This window comes from Nocardia sp. CA-290969, assembly GCF_050936135.1.
Taxonomy (GTDB): Bacteria; Actinomycetota; Actinomycetes; order Mycobacteriales; family Mycobacteriaceae; genus Nocardia.
In genome coordinates this window covers 1,021,208-1,042,688 of sequence record NZ_JBNJNJ010000001.1, presented here as the reverse complement: position 1 = coordinate 1,042,688, position 21,481 = coordinate 1,021,208, and the positions used below count along the sequence as shown (strand labels likewise).

Sequence of the window (21,481 nt, the reverse complement as noted above, 5' to 3'; positions counted from 1 at the left end):
TCAAACGCTAGCAGGTGCGGCGGGATCCACCGCGGCGGCGCCGACGTACACGGCCGACTCGATCCGGGTTTCCCCGTACCGTTTCGCGGCGCGTGCGGCGAAGCCCGCGGGCCAGGTGATCTCCGCCGACCGCGCGGACCGTTCCACCAGCACCAGCGCCTCCTCGGCCAGCCAGCCGTGGGCGGCCAGCGCACCGAGATCGGCCTCGACGGCCGCGGTGGCCAGCTCGTAGGGCGGATCGGCGAAAACCAGATCGAATTCGCCCGCGCCGGCCTGCGCCAGCACCTGAGCCACCGCACCCACCCGTACCTGAGCCGCGGCCAGCCCGAGATCCGAGATATTGCCGCGCAGCACCGCGGCCGCCCGCCGATCCGATTCGACGAGCAGCGCGGCCGCGGCGCCACGGGACAGGGCCTCGAGTCCCAGCGCACCCGACCCCGCGTAGAGGTCGAGCACCCGGAGACCGTCGAGGTCCATCCGGGCCTCGATCGAGGAGAACAGCGCCTCGCGTACCCGGTCCGAGGTGGGCCGGGTTCCGGCGGGCGGTACGCGCAGGCGCCGCCCACCGGCCGTTCCGGCGACGATCCGGGTCATTCCGATTCGCGCTCGCCCAGTTCGATCAGCAGGTCACCGCCCTCGACCTGCTGCACCTGGGTGATGGCCACCCGGCTCACCACTCCCCCGCGCGGTGCGGTGATCGCGGCTTCCATCTTCATGGCCTCGATGGTGGCGATGGTGTCTCCGGAGGCGACGGTATCGCCCTCGGCGACGGTAAGCGTCACGACTCCGGCGAACGGGGCGGCGATATGGTGCGGGTTGTTCCTGTCGGCCTTCTCCGCCGCCGGGATCTCACTGGCGATGGATCGGTCCCGCACCGAAACCGGGCGCAACTGCCCGTTCAGGATGCACATCACCGTGCGCATCCCGCGTTCGTCGGGTTCGGAGATGGCTTCCAGCCCGATGAGCAGGATGACGCCCTTCTCAAGCTGGACCCGGTGCTCCTCGCCGTGGCGCAGGCCGTAGAAGAACTGATTCGCCGACAAACCGGTGGTGTCGCCGTACTTCTCGCGATGCGCGAGGAACTCGGCGGTCGGACCGGGGAACAGCAGCCGGTTCAGGGTCGCGCGGCGCTCCTGCGAGGTGCCGGCCAGCCCGGCCTCGTCCACCGCGGTCAGCGGTGTCTCCGGTTTGGCGGCACTACGTCCGGCCAGCGCCTTCTCCCGGAACGGTTCGGGCCAGCCACCGGCCGGGGTGCCGAGTTCGCCGCGCAGGAAGCCGATCACCGAATCGGGGATGTCGTAGCGACCCGGATCGGCGGCGAAATCCTCGATATCCACCCCGGAACCGACCAGCGACAGCGCCAGATCGCCGACCACCTTCGACGACGGGGTGACCTTGATCAGCCGGCCGAGCAGCCGGTCGGCCGCGGCGTATTTTGCCTCCACCTCCTCGAACCGGTCGCCCAGGCCGAGGGCGATGGCCTGCTGCCGCAGATTCGACAGCTGGCCACCCGGGATCTCGTGGGTGTAGACGCGACCGGTCGGGGCGGGCAGCCCGGATTCGAACGGGGCGTAGACCTTGCGCAGCGCCTCCCAGTACGGCTCCAGATCGCAGACATTGCCCAGGTTCAGACCGGTGTCGTACTCACTGTGCGCGGCGGCGGCGACGATCGCCGACAGCGCGGGCTGGCTGGTGGTACCGGCCATCGCCGCGGCCGCGCCGTCGACCGCGTCGGCGCCGGCCTGCCACGCCGCCAGATAGGTGGCGAGCTGACCGCCCGGGGTGTCGTGGGTGTGCACGTGGACGGGCAGATCGAAATTGCTGCGCAGGGCGGTCACCAGTTTCGCCGCCGCCGGGGCCCGCAACAGGCCGGCCATATCCTTGATGGCCAGTACATGTGCGCCCGCGTCGACGATCTGCTCGGCCAGTTTCAGGTAGTAGTCCAGGGTGTAGAGCTTCTCGTCGGGATTCGTGAGATCGCCGGTGTAGCTCAGCGCGACCTCCGCGATCGCGGTTCCCGTCTCGCGCACCGCATCGATCGCCGGCCGCATCTGGTCGACATTGTTGAGCGCGTCGAAGATCCGGAAGATATCGATCCCGGTATCGGTGGCCTCGGCGACGAACGCCCTGGTCACCCGCTCCGGATACGGCGTGTAACCCACGGTGTTCCGCCCGCGCAGCAGCATCTGCAGGCAGATGTTCGGGATCGCCTCGCGCAGGGCGGCCAGCCGCTCCCACGGGTCCTCGTACAAGAACCGCAGCGCCACATCGTAGGTCGCGCCGCCCCAGCATTCGACCGAGAGCAGTTCGGGCGTCAGCCGGGCAATATGCCCGGCGACGTCGAGCAGGCCGTTGGTGCGCACCCGGGTCGCCAGCAACGACTGGTGGGCATCCCGGAAGGTGGTATCGGTGACCCCGACGGCTTTCTGCTCGCGCAGTGCCCGCGCGAACCCCTCCGGGCCCAGGGTCAGCAGCTTCTGCCGCGAACCGTCCGGCGGCGGTACCGACAGATCGATCGCCGGCAGTTTGTCGTGCGGATACACCGCCGTCGGCCGGGCGCCGTGCGGTTTGTTCACCGTGACATCGGCCAGATAGTTCAGGATCTTGGTGCCGCGGTCGGCGGGTTCACGCAGGGAGAGCAACTGCGGACGCTCGTCGATGAACGAGGTGGTGACCCGTCCGGCCTTGAAATCGGGATCCTCGAGGACCGCCAGCAGGAACTGGATATTGGTGGTGACACCGCGGATCCGGAACTCCATCAGCGCCCGCCGCGCTCGCGCCACCGCCGCCGGGAAATCCCGGCCCCGGCAGCTGAGCTTCACGAGCATGGAATCGAAGTAGGCGCCGATCTCGGCACCGAGGTTTGCCCCGCCGTCGAGGCGGATACCGGCGCCGCCGGGTGTGCGGTAGGCGGTGATCCGCCCGGTATCGGGGCGGAAACCGTTGGCCGGATCCTCGGTGGTGATCCGGCACTGCAGCGCCGCGCCGCGGATGGTCACCTTGTCCTGGCTCAGTCCCAGATCGTCCAGGCTCTCCCCGGCCGCGATCCGCAGCTGCGACTGCACCAGGTCGACATCGGTGATCTCCTCGGTCACCGTGTGCTCGACCTGGATCCGCGGGTTCATCTCGATGAAGACGTGGTTACCGCGTTCGTCGAGCAGGAATTCGACCGTACCGGCGCAGCTGTAGCCGATCTGCCGCGCGAACGCCACGGCGTCGGCGCAGATCCGGTCGCGCAGTTCCGGGTCCAGGTTCGGGGCGGGCGCCAGCTCGATCACCTTCTGGTGCCGGCGCTGCACCGAACAGTCGCGTTCGAACAGGTGCATGACATTGCCCTGGGTGTCCGCCAGGATCTGCACCTCGATATGGCGCGGGTTGACCACCGCCTGTTCCAGGAAGACCGTGGGGTCGCCGAACGCGGATTCGGCCTCGCGCGAGGCCGCCTCGATCGCCTCGCGCAGCTGTTCGCGGGCGGCCACCCGGCGCATACCACGGCCACCACCACCGGCGACCGCTTTCACGAATACCGGGAATTCCATCGATTCGGCCGCGGCGAGCAGCTCGCCCACATCCGCGGACGGGGCGCTGGAGTTCAGGACGGGCAGTCCCGCCGCCTTCGCCGCCGCGATCGCCCGCGCTTTGTTACCGGCCAGTTCCAGCACCTCGGCCGACGGGCCGATGAAGGTGATCCCCGCTCGTGCGCACGCGGCCGCCAGATCCGGGTTTTCCGAGAGGAACCCGTAGCCGGGGTAGATGGCGTCGGCGCCCGCGGTCCGGGCGGCCTCGATGATCGCCTCGACCGAGAGATAGGCGCGGACGGGATGCCCTTCCTCACCGATCTCGTACGCCTCGTCCGCCTTCAGGCGGTGGACCGAATTGCGGTCCTCGTGCGGGAAGACGGCAACCGTTCCGATACCGAGCTCGTACGCCGCGCGGAAGGCTCGGATGGCGATCTCGCCGCGGTTGGCAACCAAGACTTTCGAGAACATTGACCCAACGTACCCGGCGCCACATCCAGGTTCGACACCGAAGTCCACTTCGCAGAATCTTCACAACGCGGCATTGCACCGTTGCGAAACCTTGGTCACCCTGCCGTCACATCTCACCGGCGACCACGGCGGATTGTGCGGCCACGCAGATCCGGCCAACTCCGGGCAACCTTCGCAGCACGACCGAACCGGACCCGGCGGCGGGGTCGCAGTGCGCACAGCAGCACGATCGCACTGTGCACAACAGCGCGGTGGCGGCGTCGGCCGGACGGTGGCCGCACGGCCGGTAGCGGCGGTCGCGACAGCTCGCCACGATGGCCGGGCTACCGTGGGCCACGCAGCCGGTTCGCCGACCCTTCGCAATGTGGTCGCCGCCGCCCATTCCGTGCGCTGACCCCGACGACCCGATCCGGCCGGGAGTTGTCCGCAGGTATGCGCCCCGGCCGGGCCGGCCGAGCCCCGATCTCGGCCTCCGGTGCCCCGCCTGATCAGCCGTCGAGCTCGCCCGCACCGGTCTCGCGTCGTTTCATCCGTTCGGCCGCGGCGCATTCCGGGCAATGCCGCATCACCCGCACCACCGGGCGCATCCCCGATTGCGGAAGCGGTGATCGCCGCCGAACCGCACGGCACCCTCGCTCTGGTCTCATCCCACCCAACCCTTCCCTCGCAGTTGCTCTGTGCCAGCTTTGACGCTGCACAGTCCGCGCCGGTTCCCGTTTGCCGCAAGCAATTTCGCTACCGCTCGATCAGGACTTCGCCAGGTACTCCAGGCGTTCCGAATCGACGGCGGCGTGCATCATCGCCGCCAGGCCCGGATGCCGGGTGAGGCCGGGATCGTCGGCGACCAGCGCCCGCGCGAGTTCCTGGGCGGTGGTGATGACCTCCAGATCGTCGAGCAGGGAGAGCAGCCGCAGCGAACGCGCGGTGCCCGACTGCGCCGAACCCAGCACATCGCCCTCGCGCCGCTGCCGCAGATCGAGTACCGACAGTTCGAAACCGTCGGTGGTCGCGGCCACCGCTTCCAACCTGGTCATCGCGGGCCCGCCGGGTGCGGCGTCGGTGATCAGCAGACACAGGCCGGGATGTTTGCCACGGCCGATCCGGCCACGCAACTGGTGCAGCTGGCTCACCCCGAACCGGTCGGCGTCCACGATCACCATCACGGTCGCGTTCGGCACGTCCACGCCGACCTCGACGACGGTCGTACAGACCAGTACATCGATATCGCCTGCGTTGAAATCGCGCATCACCTGGTCTTTTTCATCGGCCGGCAGCCGCCCGTGCAGTAGCCCGACGCGCAGTTCGGCCAGCGGCCCGCTGCGCAGCCGGTCGAAGACATCGAGTACGGCCTGGGTGGTGGGCGGCTCCTTCCCGGAATCCGCGCCGCGCGATTTGCCACCCTTCCCGCGGGCGCCACCGCTCTCCTCGTCGTCACCGATCCGCGAGCACACGACGTAGGCCTGCCGGCCGGCCCGCACCTCCTCGGTGATTCGTTCCCAGGCCCGGTCCACCCAGTTGGGGTGCACGCGGCGCGGTACCACTTTCGAGGCGATCGGTGAGCGGCCACGGGGCAGCTGGGTGAGGGTGGAGGTCTCCAGATCGCCGAGCGTGGTCATGGCGATGGTGCGCGGGATCGGTGTCGCGGTCATCACCAGCAGGTGCGGGGAGACACCGTCTTTCGCCTTGGCCCGCAACGCATCTCGCTGCTCCACGCCGAACCGGTGCTGCTCGTCGACCACCACCATGCCCAGATCGAAGAATTCCACCGAATCCTGGATCAGCGCATGGGTACCGATCACGATCCCGGCCTCCCCGGTCACCGCCGCCAGCAGCGCCGCCCGCTTGGTGGCTGTCGACATGGAACCGGTGACGAGCGTGACCCGGGTGGCCGTCTCGGCCGCACCGAGTTCCCCCGCCTGCCCGAGATCGCCGAGCATCGCCCGCAACGACCGGTAGTGCTGGGCGGCGAGTACCTCGGTGGGTGCGAGCAGGGCACACTGCTGACCGGCGTCGACCACCTGCAGCATGGCGTGCAATGCCACGATGGTCTTCCCCGACCCCACCTCACCCTGCAGCAGGCGGTGCATCGGCTGCTCCCGGGACAGATCCGCGGAGATCTCGCCGATCACCGTGCGCTGCCCTTCGGTCAGTTCGAACGGCAGCCGCCGGTCGAAGGCCGCGGCGATCCCGTCGGAGCGCGGTGGGCAGGGCCGGGCCGTCCGCCCCGACACCTCGTGCCGGCGTTCGGCCAGCACCAGTTGCAGGGCCAGCGCCTCGTCGAACCGCAGGCGCTCCCGGGCCCGCTCGATATCGGACTGGTGTTCGGGCAGATGGATCAACCGCAGCGCATCACCCACCGGCATCAGCGCCCGCTCGTCGCGCACTTCGGCGGGCAGCGGATCGGCGAGCGGGTCGAGCTGGTCGAGCACCTGCCGTACGCAGGCCAGAATCTCCCAGCTCTGCACCTTCGCGGTCGCCGGGTACACCGGGATGAACTCGCGTTCGAAGAACGACATATCCACCCCGCCCGCGCCTTTCGCGCTCTGCGCGATCCCGCGCAGATCCCCGCCACCGCGCACGGTCGTCAGCACCGGCTCGTCGGTATCGGATTCGGGCAGGATCAGATACCCGGGATGGCTGAGATTCCACTGGCCCGGCCGCCAGTAGTTCACGGTCCCCGACATCATGGCCCGGGCGCCCTCGCGCACCGCGTATTTCACCTTGTCACCGTTGAAGAAGGTGACATCCACCCCGCGGCCGGAGCCGGTGTCGAGCACCACCTTCAGCAGCGAACCCCGCCGCTGCCGCATCGGCCGCAACTCGGCTTTGGTGATCCGCCCGATCACGGTGATATGCGCACCGTCCTCGGGCGCCTCCTCGGTGAGCGGCTGCCCCTGGGTCGCGTACCGCAGCGGGTAGTGCCGCAGCAGATCCTCCACGGTGCGCATATCGAACGCATCCGCCAGCGACCCGGCCGCCTTCGCCCCGAGCACATGGTCGAGACGATCGCTCAATGTAGCCATAACACTCCGCTCAGTGCCGCCCTCGCGCGCGCCTACTCATTCCACACCGATCTGTATCAGGTCCGCGCGCTGCCCTCCGGAATACACCGCGACCTCGACACCGGGGAATTCGGCCCCGATATGCTCCGCGAGATCGCCGGCCAGCCCGTCCGGCGCCCCGGCGCCGACGAGCAAGGTGACCAGTTCCCCGCCCAGCCCCAGCATCCGGTCCAGCAGGGTGTACCCCGCGGCGCGGGTATCGCGGTCGATCACCACCACATCGTGGCCCACCAGCCCCAGCCCGTCGCCGGGTGCGCAGGTTCCCACCATGGTCAGCGCCCGGCCCTCCGCCCGGCGCAGCGCACCCCACCGCGTGCCCGCGGCGGCCTCGGACATGGCGAAGGCATCGTCGACCGCGATCCGCGCCCGGTCGTGCACCGCCAGCGCCGCCAGTCCTTGCACCATGCTGGCGCTGGGCAGCAGCAGGACATCCCGGTGCGCATCACGTGCCGCCGCACCTACCGCCACCAGCTCATGGGCGGGTAGCGCCCCGTTCGGCAACACCAGCACCTCCCGATGCGGCATCCCCCGGATCGCCGCGAGCAACGCCGCGGATTCCAGCGCGGGCTCGGCACCGAGCACCACCGCCCCCGCCGCCTCGAACAACTCCGCCGCCCCCGGCCCGGCCGCCACCGCCAGCACCCCGCGATCGACCACCTCCGTCACAACGCCGTCGTGGCGCACAGCACCCCGGCCTGTATCCGCGCCCCCGCCTCGCCCGCCGATTCGGGTACCGGCCGCTCCCGCCGCGGCAGCGCCGGGTTCACGATGATCCCCGGCCAGATATTCGATCCGGATATCCCGCACCCGGCCCGCGGCGATTCCCGCTTCCACCGCCGCTCCCGCGTCCGCGCAGTGAACGTGGGCGGCCCATCCCCCGGCGGCGTCGGCCGCGACCACCACCGAATCCCCGAGCACCGCCAGCCGGGACCGCAACCGGTCGGCCTGATTCTCATCGCTCTCGAGAATCCGGAACATCACTTCGTAACGCACCGGCTCCGGCGCGGCCCGGCGCCGGTCGCCGAGCCGGGCGCCGGTGGCCGCCGGGTATTCGCGGCGAACGGGGGTTTCCCCGGTGACCACCGCGACCATCGTGTCCAGCAGAACCAGCAGCCCACGGGCGCCCGCGTCCACCACCCCGGCCGCCCGCAGTACCTCCAGCTGATCGCCGGTCTCGTCCAATGCCCGGGCCGCTCCCTCGGCCGCGGCCCGGGCCACCTCGGCCAGCCCGGAACCGGCGCACTCCCGCGCCGTGGCGCTCGCCCGGTCGAGCACGGTGAGGATGGTTCCCTCCACCGGCTCACTGAGACTGCCGCGGACAAGCTGCGCCGCCCGCGCGAGCGCGGTCCGATACGTCGCACCGGTCAAACCGCTGTCCCGCGTCGCCTCCGCGACCCCGCGCAGGACCTGCGCGAGGATGATCCCCGAATTCCCCCGGGCCCCCACCGTCGCCCCGTGCGCCATCGCCGCGGCATACCGGTGAACGCCCCCGGCAGAGGCCACCGCGGCGTCGGCTTCCGCGGTGGCGGCGCGCATGGTCGCCAGCAAATTCCGCCCGGTATCGGAGTCCGGTACGGGGAAGACGTTGAGCCCGTCGATCTCCACGCGCGCCTGCTCCAAGGCCGCGACGCAGGCGTGGCCCCACCGCAGGAATTCCCTATCGCTCAACCCGCCACCGGGTGTGCCCGCGTCCCGGCTCTTCGATGCGCGGTCCGCCCGCGCGGCCATACCGTGCGACCCCGGGCGCTGTCCCTCCGGAACATCGCTCACCTGCCGGGTTTCGGGCACCGCCACCTCGTTCCTGGTCGTCGGGTTTTCGCCCGCCAGATTAGCGGGGGCACCCGACACCGCGGACCGGCCATACGGCACCGCTCAGTTCTGACACACAGCGGCCGCCACGCGGCTGCGAATGCGTCGCCGGTACGCCCCACGACCGTTGTCTCCGGCCGCGTAGCCCTCGGCGGGCACGGCACGAAGCAGGTAACCCCGCGGGAATCCGCGCACGGCCCGCCGGTAGGGTCGAACCGAACGTGCCGGTCAGGCGCGGTCCGGCCCCGGTTTGGTGGATCACCGCGGGTCGGGCTACCCTTGCAGGGTTGCCTGGCGCGACCGGACCGGTCTGCGCTCGCCGTGGTTTCCACGGCAGGCATGACGACAATGATCTCGGATCGACCGCCGCACGGTGGCAGATCCCCCTGAAGACATGAAGGAGTTCGCGACTATGGCTGCCGTCTGCGACGTCTGCGCCAAAGGCCCCGGCTTCGGGAAGTCGGTCTCGCATTCGCACCGGCGCACCAACCGTCGCTGGAACCCGAATATCCAGACCGTGCGTGCACAGGTCGCCCCGGGTAACACCCGTCGGATGAATGTGTGCACCTCCTGCCTGAAGGCGGGCAAGGTCGTCCGCGGCTGAATCCGCGACGACCGCGCTGCGGCCGAGCCGCGATCGCCGTGGGTAACCGCGCCGGCGATTCGCGGGTAACCGCAGCGCTGCCGTATCTGCACAAACAACAGCACTTCGGTTCCGGCCCCGGTTGCCACTCGGCACCCGGGGCCGAAATCGTTGCCCGCATCCAATCGGAGGTGCTGTCATCGAGCTCGGTAGCGGAACGCAGATCCCGTCCGATGCACCGTGGCGGATCGTGCCGCTGGCCCCTGAGCATGCCCATCCGCTGGCGGTCTGCCATATCGCCTGCTGGCGGGAGGCATATCGGGGCATCGTGCCCGATCATGTGCTGGCGGCTTTCGATACGGACCAGCGCGCGGCGGCCTGGGAGCGAATCGCCCGGGGCCACACCGCGAAGACACTCTTCGTCGTCGAACACGGTGCCGAAATCATCGGATTCACCCAGTACGGCCGGCCGGACGAATATCCCGCGGCCGCCGACCGGGAGCTCGGCGCGATGTACGTCCGGGCCCCCTGGTACGGCACCGGACTCGCCCAGGCCCTGATGGATTCGGTACTGGAACCGGATCGATCCTGCTCACTCTGGGTTTTCGAGCGCAATCCGCGGGCCCGGGCCTTCTACGGAAAATACGGATTCACCCCCGACGGCACCGCCCGGGCGGAACGGTTCGCGGGCGCAACCGAGATCAGGATGGTGCGCCCGGCAGTAGAGTTCCGGTCATGAGCACCGATAACGAATACGTCCGGATCGAAGACGGGGTACTGGAGATCACCCTGTCCACCGCCGCCCGGGGCACTTCCCTCGATTTCGCCGGGGTCGCGGCAGGCACCGCCGCACTGGCGGAGCTGGGTTCGGATGTGGGTGCCGTCCTGCTCACCGGTTCGGGCCCCAATTTCTGCGCCGGCGGGGACGTCCGCGATTTCGCGGCGGCCGAAGACCGTTCCGCGCATCTGTACCAGCTCGCCGATACGCTGCACGTCTTCGTCCGCGCGCTGGACGCCGCCCCGGTACCGGTGGTCGCGGCCGTGCACGGCTGGGCCGCCGGGGCCGGCATGAGCCTGGTGTGCGCCGCCGATATCGCGGTCGGCGGCCCGGGCACCCGGATGCGCCCCGCCTATCCGGGGGTGGGCCTGAGCCCCGACGGCGGTATGTCCTGGACCCTGCCGCGGCTCGTGGGCGCCGCGAAGGCCCGCGACATCATGCTCACCGACGCGGTACTCGACGCCGCCGAAGCACACCGCCTCGGCATCCTGGCGCGGTTGACCGGCAGCGACGACGCGGTGGTCCAGGCCGCCCGCGATTTGGCCCGCACCCTGGCCCGCGGCCCCCGCGCCAGCTACGCCTCCATCCGCACCCTGCTCAGCCAGTCGGCCACGTCGACCCTCAGCGAACAGCTGGACGCCGAACGCGACGCCATGGGCAAAGCCGCCGGCAGCCCCACGGGCCGCGAGGGCGTCGACGCCTTCCTCGCCAAACGCACCCCCGACTATTCCGGCCTGAACTGATTCACCCGGAAACCGAACGCAACCACGGCGGCGCCGAGTCCAGCGAGGCACATGGCGGGGTTCGGCCCGCCCCTGCGTTCAGCAGGGACCTAGGGGGCCGAACCCCGCGCGTGCCGGCGGGCAACAAACCCAGCAACTGCTTCCGTGAAGGCGTCGTTGTCGTCGCCGGCGGCGGTGTGTGCGGCATTGCCGATCTCGGCGATTTCCGCATGCGGAACCAGCTCCCGGAACTCGGCCGCGCCTTCCGCGCTGACCACATCCGATTGCATACCCCGCACCAGCAGCACCGGGATCCGCAGTGCCCGGGCCACGCCTTCCAGGTCGGCGGCCATCTCGTCCGGATCCTGCCCTTTGTCGCCGAGGATGCCCGGATCCCAGTGCCAGTACCAGCGCCCATCGCGCTGCCGGAGGTTGCGGAGCAGGCCCGCGCTGGATTTCGGCCGGGGCCGGTGCGGCATGTATTCGGCGACCGCGTCGGCGGCTTCGTCGACGGTGGCGAATCCCTCGGGGTTCTTGCTCAGGAAGCTGATGACCCGGTTCACCCCCGCGGGTTCGGGCCGGGTGACGATATCGACCAGGACCAGCGCGGAGATCGCATCCCCGCCCGGGGCGGCGGTGGCCAGCAGCCCGGTGATCCCGCCCATACTCGCGCCTACCAGGACGGCCGGGCCGCCGCCGAGTTGTTCGATGACCGCGAGTACGTCACCGACCATGGTCTGGTAGCGGTAGTCGCGGTCGACAGCCCACTGGCTGTCCCCGTGACCGCGTGCGTCCAGCGCGACCGCGCGCAGCCCGGCGGCGCCGAGCTGGGCGCCGGTCTGCTTCCAGGAGTGCCGTGTCTGGCCGCCGCCGTGCAGGAACAGCACGAGCGGGCCCTCCGGTGGGCCGTACCGGTCCGCAACGAGCTCGATCCCGCCCACGCCGCGTAAGCGCAGCTGGACGGGATCGAGCAGATTGTTCGCATTACTCACGATTTGCAGCATCGCAAATATGCGGACGTTACGCCGTATGAACGGACAAATCAGCAGTCCAGGTCCATGGCGCTGAGGGTCCGCTGGAACAGGCATGCGCCCTTGGCGTTCACCGACGCGGAGATCGTGGACGAACCGGTCGAAGTGAAATCCTCGGCGACCGGCTCGGTGACCGGCTGCGCCGGCTCGAGGGTCAGCGGGGCCGCTCCGGCCGTCGCCCCGGCGGCGCCGGTCAGGGCGGCGCTCAGCGCGAGCGTGGCGGTGATGCCGCGCAGTTTCATGGTGTGCTCCTCACTTGTTTCCTTTTCGACGCCCGGTCAGGGCAGGCGCCAGTCCACCGGTTCCGCGCCGAGTTCGTCCAGTAGTTCGTTGACCCGGGAGAACGGACGGGAACCGAAGAATCCTCGCGACGCCGACAACGGTGACGGATGCGCGGACTCGATACAGGGCACCTCGGCCTCGGCCAGTGCCGGTTTCAGCGATGCGGCGTCGCGGCCCCACAGGACCGCGACCAGCGGTTCGCTGCGGCCGACGAGCGCACGGATCGCCTGTTCGGTGACCTGCTCCCAGCCCTTACCGCGATGCGACGCCGGTTTGCCCGGCGATACGGTCAGTACGCGGTTCAGCAGCAGCACGCCCTGATCCGACCAGGGGCTCAGATCACCGCTGGTCGGGGTCGGATGGCCGAGATCCTTGGTGTATTCGGCGAAGATATTGGCCAGACTGCGCGGGACCGGCGAAACGTCCGGTGCCACCGAGAAGCTCAGCCCCATGGGATGCCCGGGGGTCGGATAGGGGTCCTGGCCGACGATGAGCACCCGGACGGCCTCGAACGGATGCTGGAAGGCGCGCAGCACATTTTCCCCGGCGGGTAGGTATCCGCGGCCGGCGGCGTTCTCGGCACGAAGGAACTCACCCATGGCCGCGATCTGTTCGGCCACCGGGTCCAATGCTTTCGCCCAGCCCGGATCGATGATTTCCGCGAGTGGTTTCGTGCCCATGACCGCACAACCTATCGTGAGTGGTCCGATTTCGCCGAGTCCGTCCCGGAGAAAGCTTCCCACCCCCCGGGCCCGTGGTACCGCCCGCCATCGACCGTCACGCCCTGACCAGGCTCGATGACCCCGATGGGAGTCCAACCGGGCGGGGGTGTCACCCCGGGTGGCCAGACCCCGGCGAACACATGGTCCTCCCCGCCGGTCAGGATCCATTGCCGCGCATCGTTTTCCAGCTCCGCGGCAAGCCTTTCCAGATCCGGATCACGAAGGTTCGCGAAATCCACTGCGACCGTCACCTCCGACGCCGCGGCCAGATGCCCGAGATCGGCGAGCAGCCCGTCGGAGATATCGGTGAGTGCGGTCGGCGGGGTGCCGGTGGTCATGGCCGCGCGGACCGTGTCGTAATCCGGTCGCGGCGCCCGGTGCGTGGCCACCGCGATCCCCGCGAGGGAGTCGCCGTAGTTCCGGGTCGCGCCCGGGTGCGCACCTGTCAGCAGCTCGAAACCGGCCGCGGACCAGCCCGGGCGGCCCGCGATCGCGACCGTACCGCCCACCCGGGCACCGGACCGGGTGACCGGCCGCTCCCCCATCGGGTCACCGAAAGCCGTTACGGAGATCACCACCCGCTCGCTGCGCACGATATCCCCGCCCGCGACCGAGCCGCCGGCCCGCGCCGCCTCGGCCCAGAACCCGTCCGCGAGTTCGGTGACGAAATCCACCGGTGCGTGCCCGGGCAGCCCCAGGCCGATCACATATCCGACCGGTTCGGCGCCCATCGCATAGATGTCGGCGGCGTTCTGCGCGATCGCTTTCCGCCCGATCTCCTCCGGCCGGGACAGATCCAGCCGGAAATGCCGCTCCTCGATCAACATATCCGTGCTCACCACGTACTGGCCGCGTGCCGCGGTGAGTACCGCGGCATCGTCGCCGGGCCCGAGCCGGACGGCCGGTCCCTGTGTCCGGCCCGCGTTGATCCGATCGATCAGGGCGAATTCGCCCAGTTCGCGCACTGTCGGTCGGGTACTGATCGTGGAGCCTCTCTCGCTCGTCGCCGCGAAGCCGGCGTGGTCTGCGCTGATTCCGAACGCCGCGGGCGGGCCGCGCGGTACGGAGTTGTGGCAGGGCTTCCCGGCCACCCGGCCGTCCGGCCGTCCGGCCGTCCGTCATTGTCCGTCCTGACGGTACTCGGTGCCCGGTGAACCACCGCGGCGACCGGATCACCGGCGGTGGGCCACCGCCACCCTCGCGCGGCGAGTAGATCACCGCGCCGAACGCCCGCCGTTCGGCAAATCCCGTCGGCCCCGCACCGCCGGACCCACCGCGCCACACGCCGCGACCGGCGCCCCGATGCGCACGGGGCTCCCGGTAGCCTGTGTTCGGTGCACCGCCGCAGCGGCACGAAGCGTTACCGCACTGCGGCAACCGGACCGCCACCGTGGTAGCCGTACCGTCGCCGTCGCCACCACAGCGACAGCGGCGGACCTGTGGCAACCCGGTAATGACCGACCCGCGGCGCGCGGACCGTCACCGCATCCGCGGTATCGATCACGGTTGCGCCTGCGACGGCCACGACGGTCGCGGGACAACCGCGCCGGGCACCGCGCGGTACATCGGTCCACCGCGGACCAACGGAGTGCACCCGCACCGCAGAAAGGAACGTCGAGCATGCCGGGGACATCGCCGGACGAAGACGCCGAGGCCCCGGCCGAAGCCGGGAAAGCCCCCGCCGCCACCGAGACCACCGACGACGACGCGGAAACCGAACGCCGCCCTTATTCGCCCGCCCTCATCGCGACCGCCGTAGCGCTCCCCGTGGCCCTGTTGGTCGGTGTCGTGGTGGCGGCGGTGATCGTGCTGCGCGGCCCGGCCGAACCGGAGCCGCTGGCACTCGGCCCGGTTCCGGCGCCCGCCGCCGACGGCCCGGCCTGTTCCGCACTCCTGCCCGCCCTGCCTGCGGAACTCGGCGATTTCACCCGAGCCACCTTGGTCGAACCCGCGCCCCCGGCGACCGCGGCCTGGCAGCGCTCCGGCGGCGGCGATCCGATCGTCCTGCGGTGCGGCCTGGACCGCCCGCTGGAGTTCAACCGGGCCTCACCGTTGCAGGTGGTCAACGGCGTGCAATGGTTCGAGGTGCGCGACGACACCGCCGGCACCGCCACCTGGTTCGCCGTGGACCGCGAAACCTATATCGCCCTCACGGTTCCCGACGGCTCCGGCCCGACCCCGCTGCAGGTGGTATCCGACACCATCACCGCGCACCTGCCCGTGCAGCCGATCGATCCGGGCGAACTGCCCAACTGAGATCCCCAGGCTCGCTCAGCGCAAGAACGACGGGCGCATTCGGCGCCGCAGCCGCCGGCGGCTCAGCGCAGGACCACCGGCGTTCTCAGCGCAGCCCGGTGCCGCGGGCGAGCGCGGTGTCGACGAGGTGGGTCAGTAGTTCGGCGTAGCCCACCCCGGATTCCTGCCACATCCGCGGGTACATGGAGATCGGTGTGAAACCGGGCATGGTGTTGATCTCGTTGATCACCGGGCCGTCGTCGGTGACGAAGAAGTCCACCCGGGCCAGCCCCTGGCAGTCCAGTGCACGGAAGGCGCGTACCGCCATGGCCCGGACCTCGTCGGCGATTTCGTCGTCGAGTTTGGCCGGGACATCGAATTCGCAGACGTCGTCGAGGTATTTGGTGTCGAAATCGTAGAAGGCGGGGCCGGGTTCTTCACCGGCGTCGGCGTCGGCGAGGTCCTCGGGCATCCGGATCTCGGCGAGCACACTGGCCTCCACGCGGCCGTCGGGGAATTCCAGCACCCCGCATTCGACCTCGCGGCCGACGATGCCGGCTTCCACGATGACCTTCGGATCGTGTTCGCGGGCCGTGGCGATCGCGGCATCCAGCCCGGCCCAGTCGGTGACCTTGGTGATCCCGATCGAGGAACCGCCGCGGGCGGGTTTGACGAAAACCGGCAGCCCCAGCCGCTGCCGATCCTCCGGGGTCACCGTGCCGGTGCCCGGGCGCAGGACGACCTGTACGCCGATGGGCAGGCCGTCCGCGGCGAGCAGTTTCTTGGTGAATTCCTTGTCCATCCCGGCGGCGCTGGCCAGCACTCCGGGCCCCACATACGGGATACCGGCCAATTCCAGCATTCCCTGGACGGTGCCGTCCTCGCCGAACGCCCCGTGGAGTACCGGGAAGACCACATCGACGGTTTCGAGCACGGAACGCGGTTCGTCGAGCGCCACCAGGGTTCCGGCGCGACTCGGATCGGCGGCCAGCACCAGTTCCGTACCACCGCCGGTCACCGACGGCAGCGTCCGGTCGTGCCTGGCCAGGGCCGCGATATCGATATCGGCGAGCATCCAGGTACCGGCCGGGGTGATACCGATGGGCACCGCCTCGAACCGCTGCGGATCCAGATTGCGCAGCACCGCACCCGCCGACACGCACGACACCGTGTGCTCGTTACTGCGACCGCCGAAAACCACGGCAACTCTGATCCGACTCATGCCCGAACGGTACCCTGCCGGGCCGGCCGGTAACCGTGGCGCACCGGCGCCGACGGCTCATTCGGGTTTGATCTGGCGGCCCAGCAGTTTCTCCAGCGCCGACTGCACCGCCAGCCCCTCGTGACACACCTGGTGCACGGCCTCGGTCAGCGGCATCTCCACCCCGTGCGTCACGGCCAGGGCCCGGACCGAGGTACAGGATTTCACGCCCTCGGCGATCTGCCCGTGGGTCGCTTCCTGCGCGGCCTGCATGGAACCGCCGGAACCGAGCACCTGGCCGAAGGACCGGTTGCGCGACAGCGGGGAGGTGCAGGTGGCGATGAGATCGCCGACGCCGGCGAGCCCGGCCAGGGTCACCGGTTCGGCGCCGAGCGCCATACCGAGCCGGATGATCTCGGCGAGCCCGCGGGTCATCAGCGCGGCGATGGAATTGTCGCCGAAACCCATTCCCGAAGCGATACCGCAGGCCAGTGCGATCACGTTCTTACAGGCCCCGCCGATTTCGCAACCGACCACATCGGTGTTGGTGTAGGGCCGGAAGTAACTGGTGACGCAGGCCTGCTGCACCGCGGCGGCCCGCTGCGCGTCGGTGCACCCGACCACGGTGGCCGCCGGCTGGCCCGCGGCGAGTTCCCCGGCGAGGTTGGGCCCGGACAGCACCGCGATACGACCCGGGTCCGCGCCGGTGACCTCCGCGATCACCTCGCTCATCCGCAGTAGTGTGCCGCTCTCGATCCCCTTGGCCACGCTCAGCAGCGTGGCGTCGGGGCCGATGGCCGGTGTCCAGGTCTTCAGGTTCGCGCGCAGTGATTGGGAGGGCACCGCGAGCACGACGATATCGGCGCCGGCCATGGCCTGGGTGTAGTCGGCGGTGGCGGCGACGGGCGGCAGCTGCACACCCGGCAGGTAGTAGGGGTTGCGGTGGTCGGTCGCCAGCGCTTCGGCGACCTCGGGCCGGCGGGCCCAGATGGTGACCTCGGTCCCCGCGTCCGCCAACACCTTCGCCAGTGTCGTACCCCACGATCCCGCGCCCATTACCGCCGCCCTCGTCATCAGCCCAATATGCCATGACAGGATGAGGACATGTGCCCGCACTCCGTGCACGCCGTAATCGCGGTGAAATCCCTGGACAGCGCCAAGAGCCGGCTCGCCGGTGTGCTGGCCCCGGCGCATCGGTCGCGGCTGGTATTGGCCATGTTCACCGATACCGTGCGCGCGGCCGCGGCCGTCGAAGCGATCACCGGGATCACCGTCGTCACCCCCGACCCGGCGATTTCGGCGGCGGCCCGGGCGCTCGGGGCCGAAGTCCATCCCGAACCGGCCGGCGCCGGCGCCGATCCGGACGCACTCAATACCGCGCTCGCCGATGCGGCGACGGCCCTGCGGTCCCGGTATCCGGACTCGGGTGTGCTGGCGTTGCAGGCCGATTTGCCGGGACTGTGCCCGCAGGAGCTGGCGGCCGTGCTGACCAGCGCCCCGAACGACTCCCGGGCGCTGGTCGCCGATCATGCAGGCACCGGAACCGCGGCACTGTTCGCGCCCGCCGGAATACCGTTGCGACCGCGATTCGGCCGTGATTCCGCTCACCGCCATCGCACCGACGGTGCCCGCGAACTACACGGCGACTGGCCCGGGTTGCGCCAGGATGTCGACACCGCCGCGGATCTGGCTGCCGTGCAATCGCTGGGCACCGGCCCGGCGACCGCCGCTCTGCTGCGTGAACTCGAGCTGCCATACCGTGTTCGCGAAACGGTCACCCAGGTGTGCGGCCCGGTCCCCGCCCCGTGAACTGGAGATAACAGTCACCGCCCGTACATGCACACCCTGCGGTTCGTAAGGGATGATCGTAGGTGTGAGCGATACGGAAACCGTCAAGCAGCAACAGGTGCTACCCACCCCGCCTCCGGCCGCCACCCAGATCCCCGCAGACGGCAATGCCCCTCGTTTGCCGGCCGATCGCTACCTCAACCGGGAGCTGAGCTGGCTCGATTTCAACGCCCGGGTACTGGCGCTGGCGGAGGACAGCTCGTTGCCGCTGCTGGAACGCGCCAAATTCCTGGCCATCTTCGCCTCGAATCTCGACGAGTTCTATATGGTCCGCGTCGCCGGTCTCAAACGCCGCGCCGAAACGGGGCTTTCGGTCCGCTCGGCCGACGGCCGGTCACCGAACGAGCAGCTCGCGCTGATCGCGGCCCGCACCCAGGATCTCGCCGTCCGCCACGCCGAGGTGTTCCTCACCGAGGTGCTGCCCGCGCTCACCGCGGAGGGTATCGAGATCATCGATTGGGCCGATCTGCACGAGGCCGAACGGGAGCGGCTGTCCGCGCATTTCCAGGACCAGGTGTTCCCGGTGCTCACACCCTTGGCCGTGGACCCGGCCCACCCGTTCCCCTATATCAGCGGGCTCAGCCTCAATCTCGCGGTGACGGTGCAGGACCAGTCCACCGGCGGGGAACATTTCGCGCGGGTGAAGGTCCCCGACAATGTGGACCGATTCGTCCGCGTCCGGCGCCCCGGCACCGGGAACGGCGCGGCGATCGCGGCGTTCCTGCCGATGGAGGCGCTGATCGCCGCGCATCTGGAGCAACTGTTCCCCGGGATGACGGTCGTCGAGCACCATTCGTTCCGGATCACTCGCAATGCCGATTTCGAGGTCGACGAGGATCGCGACGAGGATCTGCTGCAGGCGCTGGAGCGGGAACTGGCCCGCCGGCGCTTCGGATCGCCGGTGCGGCTCGAGGTTTCCGACGATATGACCGAGCATATGCTCGATCTGCTGTTACGCGAACTCGAGGTCGACCCGGCCGATGTGATCCAGGTGCCGGGCCTGCTGGACCTGTCCTGCCTGTGGCAGGTGTACGGGGTCGACCGCCCGAATCTCAAGGATGCCCCCTACGTTCCCGCGACCCCGCCGGCGTTCGGCGAACGCGAAACCCCGCGCAATGTCTTCGCCGCGCTGCGTGAGGGCGATGTGCTGGTGCACCATCCCTACGATTCGTTCTCCACCAGCGTGCAGCGTTTCATCGAGCAGGCCGCCGCCGACCCGCAGGTGCTGGCCATCAAACAAACCCTGTACCGCACCTCCGGTGATTCGCCCATCGTGAACGCGCTCATCGATGCCGCCGAAGCCGGTAAACAGGTGGTGGCGCTGGTGGAGATCAAGGCCCGGTTCGACGAGCAGGCCAACATCAAATGGGCCCGCACACTGGAACAGGCCGGGGTCCATGTGGTCTACGGGCTGGTCGGGTTGAAAACGCATTGCAAGACCTGCCTGGTGGTGCGCCGGGAGGGTTCCACCATCCGCCGCTACTGCCATATCGGCACCGGGAACTACAACCCGAAGACCGCGCGCCTGTACGAGGATGTCGGCCTGCTCACCGCGGCACCCGAAATCGGTGCCGATCTCACCGACCTGTTCAATTCGCTCACCGGTTATTCCCGCAAATCCGATTACCGCAATATTCTCGTGGCCCCGCACGGAATCCGGGCCGGCATCATCTCCCGGATCGAACGCGAGATCGAACTCGCCCGCGAGGGCGCCGACGCCCGGATCCGACTGAAGGCCAACGCGCTTGTCGACGAACAGGTCATCGACGCCCTCTACCGCGCCTCGCAGGCGGGCGTCCCGGTACAGATCGTGGTCCGCAGTATCTGCGGGCTGCGGGCGGGTGTGCCGGGGATGAGCGAGAACATCGAGGTCCGTTCGATCCTCGGCCGGGTGCTGGAGCATTCGCGGCTGCTGAACTTCAAGGCGCAGGACGAGTACTGGATCGGCAGCGCCGATATGATGCACCGCAACCTCGACCGGCGGGTGGAGGTCATGGCGCAGGTGAAGGACCCGAAACTGCGGGAGCGGCTGGACGGCATCCTCGAATCCGCGCTGCACCCGATGACCCGCTGCTGGGTACTGGACCCCGACGGCAATTGGCGATCCAGTCCCGATCGGGACGGCACCGGCCCCGGCGGGGACGGGATCGAAGTCCGCGACCATCAGGTGGAGTTGATGCGCCTACGCCGCCCGGGTCAGCAGTGAACGGCACGCATACACCACCGTCCTATCCGGATCCCCGGATCACACCCAATATTCATGCGGCGGGCACCGTGCTGTGGCGGCACGCACCCGGTTCCGCCGGGGGAATCGAGATCGCGGTCATTCACCGGCCGAAGTACGAGGATTGGTCGCTGCCCAAGGGCAAACTCGATCCCGGCGAAACCCCGGTGCTGGCCGCGGCGCGGGAAACCGCGGAGGAGACCGGTCTGCGTCCCCGGCTGGGCCGCTATCTCGGCAAGGTCACCTATCCGATCCCGGGGCACCGGCGGACGAAACGCGTCGACTATTGGGCGGCCGAGGTCGCGGGCGGGGAGTTCACCGCCAACCACGAAGTCGACGAACTCACCTGGTGCCCGCTGGAGAAGGTGATGTCGGCGCTGTCGTATCCGATGGATCGCCGGATCGTCCGGGCTTTCACCCGGCTGCCGATGGATACCCGCACCGTCCTGGTGGTCCGGCACGCCAAGGCCGGTCGCCGCGACCGCTTCCGCGGCCCGGACACCCAGCGTCCGCTCGAACTCGCCGGCTATCAGCAGGCACTGGCGCTGGTACCGAATCTGCTCGCGTTCGGCGCGAGTACGGTCCATTCGGCCGAACCGCTGCGCTGTGTGCAGACGGTGGCACCGCTGGCCGAGGAACTGGGGGTCGAGGTGGCGGTGGAACCGCTGCTCGGCGATATCGAATATGCCGCGGATACCGAGAAAGCGCGCGAGCACATCCGGTCCCTGGCCCTGTCCGCCGAGCCGGTGCCGGTCCTGTGCAGTCAGGGCGACACCATTCCCGATCTCATCGGCTGGTGGGCGGAGCGGGACGGAATAACGCTGTCACCCGCCCGGACCCGGAAAGGGTCGGTGTGGGTGCTGTCTTTCGCGGGCGACCGCTTGGTCGCCGCCGATCATCTGGACCGATCGCTGTCGGTCGATACTGCTCCGGCGACCGAGGCCGCCGAACAGGCCGAGTAGGCCCGTCTCCCATACCGCCGGCGTGGACACGGT

Annotated in this window: 17 protein-coding genes; 7 read left to right on the top strand and 10 right to left on the bottom strand. The window is 69.6% G+C overall.

The window, feature by feature from the left end:
• From rsmD to ACQEVO_RS04920, 4 genes are all read right to left on the bottom strand, one after another.
• A complete protein-coding gene (gene rsmD, locus ACQEVO_RS04935; RefSeq protein WP_432909292.1) occupies positions 1 to 594 on the bottom strand; it encodes a 16S rRNA (guanine(966)-N(2))-methyltransferase RsmD in 594 nt (197 codons plus the stop codon).
• The gene (locus tag ACQEVO_RS04930) at positions 591 to 3,989 is read right to left on the bottom strand and encodes a pyruvate carboxylase (RefSeq protein ID WP_432909290.1); all 3,399 of its coding nucleotides are present in this window, start codon (positions 3,987 to 3,989) and stop codon (positions 591 to 593) included. The genes rsmD and ACQEVO_RS04930 overlap by 4 nt, the downstream gene beginning before the upstream one ends.
• Before the next feature lie 746 nt (positions 3,990 to 4,735).
• Entirely contained in the window at positions 4,736 to 7,012 is a 2,277-nt protein-coding gene (gene recG, locus ACQEVO_RS04925) for an ATP-dependent DNA helicase RecG (protein ID WP_432909288.1), read from the bottom strand.
• A gap of 36 nt (positions 7,013 to 7,048) precedes the next feature.
• A complete protein-coding gene (locus ACQEVO_RS04920) occupies positions 7,049 to 8,779 on the bottom strand; it encodes a DAK2 domain-containing protein (protein WP_432922332.1) in 1,731 nt (576 codons plus the stop codon).
• A 493-nt stretch (positions 8,780 to 9,272) separates the two neighbouring features.
• On the opposite strand from ACQEVO_RS04920, the gene rpmB reads away from it, so the two are divergent.
• The 3 genes from rpmB to ACQEVO_RS04905 all read left to right on the top strand — a co-directional run bounded on the left by rpmB (position 9,273) and on the right by ACQEVO_RS04905 (position 10,964).
• The gene (rpmB, locus tag ACQEVO_RS04915) at positions 9,273 to 9,464 is read left to right on the top strand and encodes a 50S ribosomal protein L28 (RefSeq protein WP_011210730.1); all 192 of its coding nucleotides are present in this window, start codon (positions 9,273 to 9,275) and stop codon (positions 9,462 to 9,464) included.
• A 229-nt stretch (positions 9,465 to 9,693) separates the two neighbouring features.
• Entirely contained in the window at positions 9,694 to 10,182 is a 489-nt protein-coding gene (locus tag ACQEVO_RS04910; protein ID WP_432909284.1) for a GNAT family N-acetyltransferase, read from the top strand.
• Positions 10,179 to 10,964, top strand: coding sequence for an enoyl-CoA hydratase/isomerase family protein (locus ACQEVO_RS04905; RefSeq protein ID WP_432909282.1), 786 nt, complete (start codon positions 10,179 to 10,181; stop codon positions 10,962 to 10,964). Before ACQEVO_RS04910 ends, ACQEVO_RS04905 begins: the two co-directional genes overlap by 4 nt.
• Before the next feature lie 89 nt (positions 10,965 to 11,053).
• Here the strand turns inward: ACQEVO_RS04905 and ACQEVO_RS04900 are convergent, their stop codons facing one another.
• Genes ACQEVO_RS04900 through ACQEVO_RS04885 form a run of 4 tightly spaced genes read right to left on the bottom strand, consistent with a single transcriptional unit; the run spans position 11,054 to position 13,961 of the window.
• Positions 11,054 to 11,935 (bottom strand): alpha/beta fold hydrolase, encoded by an 882-nt coding sequence (locus tag ACQEVO_RS04900; RefSeq protein WP_432909280.1) that lies wholly within the window; start codon positions 11,933 to 11,935, stop codon positions 11,054 to 11,056.
• A 50-nt stretch (positions 11,936 to 11,985) separates the two neighbouring features.
• A complete protein-coding gene (locus tag ACQEVO_RS04895) occupies positions 11,986 to 12,216 on the bottom strand; it encodes a hypothetical protein (RefSeq protein WP_280398301.1) in 231 nt (76 codons plus the stop codon).
• A 36-nt stretch (positions 12,217 to 12,252) separates the two neighbouring features.
• Complete coding sequence (locus ACQEVO_RS04890; protein ID WP_432909278.1) at positions 12,253 to 12,936, bottom strand: uracil-DNA glycosylase; 684 nt, start codon at positions 12,934 to 12,936, stop codon at positions 12,253 to 12,255.
• 11 nt (positions 12,937 to 12,947) lie between these two features.
• Entirely contained in the window at positions 12,948 to 13,961 is a 1,014-nt protein-coding gene (locus tag ACQEVO_RS04885; RefSeq protein ID WP_432922329.1) for a thiamine-phosphate kinase, read from the bottom strand.
• A 637-nt stretch (positions 13,962 to 14,598) separates the two neighbouring features.
• On the opposite strand from ACQEVO_RS04885, the gene ACQEVO_RS04880 reads away from it, so the two are divergent.
• Positions 14,599 to 15,234, top strand: coding sequence for a DUF3515 domain-containing protein (locus ACQEVO_RS04880; RefSeq protein ID WP_432909276.1), 636 nt, complete (start codon positions 14,599 to 14,601; stop codon positions 15,232 to 15,234).
• 85 nt (positions 15,235 to 15,319) lie between these two features.
• On the opposite strand, the gene ACQEVO_RS04875 is transcribed toward ACQEVO_RS04880, so the two are convergent.
• Both ACQEVO_RS04875 and ACQEVO_RS04870 read right to left on the bottom strand, forming a co-directional pair.
• Entirely contained in the window at positions 15,320 to 16,435 is a 1,116-nt protein-coding gene (locus tag ACQEVO_RS04875) for a D-alanine--D-alanine ligase family protein (protein WP_432909275.1), read from the bottom strand.
• A 57-nt stretch (positions 16,436 to 16,492) separates the two neighbouring features.
• Positions 16,493 to 17,488: an NAD(P)H-dependent glycerol-3-phosphate dehydrogenase gene (locus ACQEVO_RS04870; protein WP_432909273.1), complete on the bottom strand. Its 996-nt coding sequence runs from the start codon at positions 17,486 to 17,488 to the stop codon at positions 16,493 to 16,495.
• A gap of 30 nt (positions 17,489 to 17,518) precedes the next feature.
• Between ACQEVO_RS04870 and cofC the strand changes: the two genes are divergently transcribed.
• The 3 genes from cofC to ACQEVO_RS04855 are packed head-to-tail and all read left to right on the top strand — an operon-like array spanning position 17,519 to position 21,448.
• Positions 17,519 to 18,223, top strand: coding sequence for a 2-phospho-L-lactate guanylyltransferase (gene cofC, locus ACQEVO_RS04865; RefSeq protein WP_432909271.1), 705 nt, complete (start codon positions 17,519 to 17,521; stop codon positions 18,221 to 18,223).
• Between the two features lie 52 nt (positions 18,224 to 18,275).
• Positions 18,276 to 20,468 (top strand): RNA degradosome polyphosphate kinase, encoded by a 2,193-nt coding sequence (locus ACQEVO_RS04860; RefSeq protein WP_432909269.1) that lies wholly within the window; start codon positions 18,276 to 18,278, stop codon positions 20,466 to 20,468.
• Positions 20,465 to 21,448 carry an NUDIX hydrolase gene (locus ACQEVO_RS04855; RefSeq protein ID WP_432909267.1) on the top strand — a complete coding sequence of 328 codons (984 nt, stop codon included), beginning with the start codon at positions 20,465 to 20,467 and terminating at the stop codon, positions 21,446 to 21,448. The genes ACQEVO_RS04860 and ACQEVO_RS04855 overlap by 4 nt, the downstream gene beginning before the upstream one ends.
• Positions 21,449 to 21,481 lie beyond the last annotated feature (33 nt).